The sequence below is a fragment of the Metalysinibacillus jejuensis genome (genome assembly GCF_003057615.1).
Classification (GTDB): Bacteria; Bacillota; Bacilli; order Bacillales_A; family Planococcaceae; genus Metalysinibacillus; species Metalysinibacillus jejuensis.
This window is the reverse complement of the sequence record NZ_QAFW01000153.1, coordinates 1-555: the sequence shown is the minus strand read 5'-3', so window position 1 is coordinate 555 and position 555 is coordinate 1. Positions and strand designations below refer to the sequence as shown.

Sequence of the window (555 nt, the reverse complement as noted above, 5' to 3'; positions counted from 1 at the left end):
TCGCTAGGCAACGTGGAGAATTAGCTCAGCTGGGAGAGCATCTGCCTTACAAGCAGAGGGTCGGCGGTTCGAGCCCGTCATTCTCCATATTATGCCGGTGTAGCTCAGTTGGTAGAGCAACTGACTTGTAATCAGTAGGTCGAGGGTTCGACTCCTTTCGCCGGCACCATTTTTTAGAGCCATTAGCTCAGTTGGTAGAGCACCTGACTTTTAATCAGGGGGTCGCAGGTTCGAATCCTGCATGGCTCACCAGTTTTATATGCGGGTGTGGTGGAACTGGCAGACACGCTAGACTTAGGATCTAGTGCCGCAAGGCGTGGGGGTTCGACTCCCTTCACCCGCATCATAAATTTCATAACTGTCAGATTAATTTTTGCACATGCGGAAGTAGTTCAGTGGTAGAACACCACCTTGCCAAGGTGGGGGTCGCGAGTTCGAACCTCGTCTTCCGCTCCAACATGTGCCGGGGTGGCGGAACTGGCAGACGCACAGGACTTAAAATCCTGCGGTAGGTGACTACCGTACCGGTTCGATTCCGGTTCTCGGCACCATTTT

General features: G+C 52.8%; 6 tRNA genes. All 6 read left to right on the top strand.

Annotated elements, in window-relative coordinates:
- The first annotated feature begins 14 nt into the window (after window positions 1-14).
- The 6 genes from DDE80_RS14615 (at window position 15) to DDE80_RS14590 (ending at window position 551) form a co-directional block, all read left to right on the top strand.
- Window positions 15-87: transfer RNA gene (locus DDE80_RS14615), tRNA-Val, on the top strand.
- Window positions 88-93: 6 nt separating this feature from the next.
- Window positions 94-169 (top strand) — tRNA-Thr (locus DDE80_RS14610).
- Window positions 170-176: 7 nt separating this feature from the next.
- Window positions 177-252 (top strand) — tRNA-Lys (locus tag DDE80_RS14605).
- Between the two features lie 9 nt (window positions 253-261).
- A tRNA-Leu gene (locus DDE80_RS14600) sits at window positions 262-343 on the top strand.
- Between the two features lie 38 nt (window positions 344-381).
- Window positions 382-456: transfer RNA gene (locus DDE80_RS14595), tRNA-Gly, on the top strand.
- Between the two features lie 6 nt (window positions 457-462).
- Window positions 463-551: transfer RNA gene (locus DDE80_RS14590), tRNA-Leu, on the top strand.
- The last annotated feature ends 4 nt before the right edge of the window (window positions 552-555 follow it).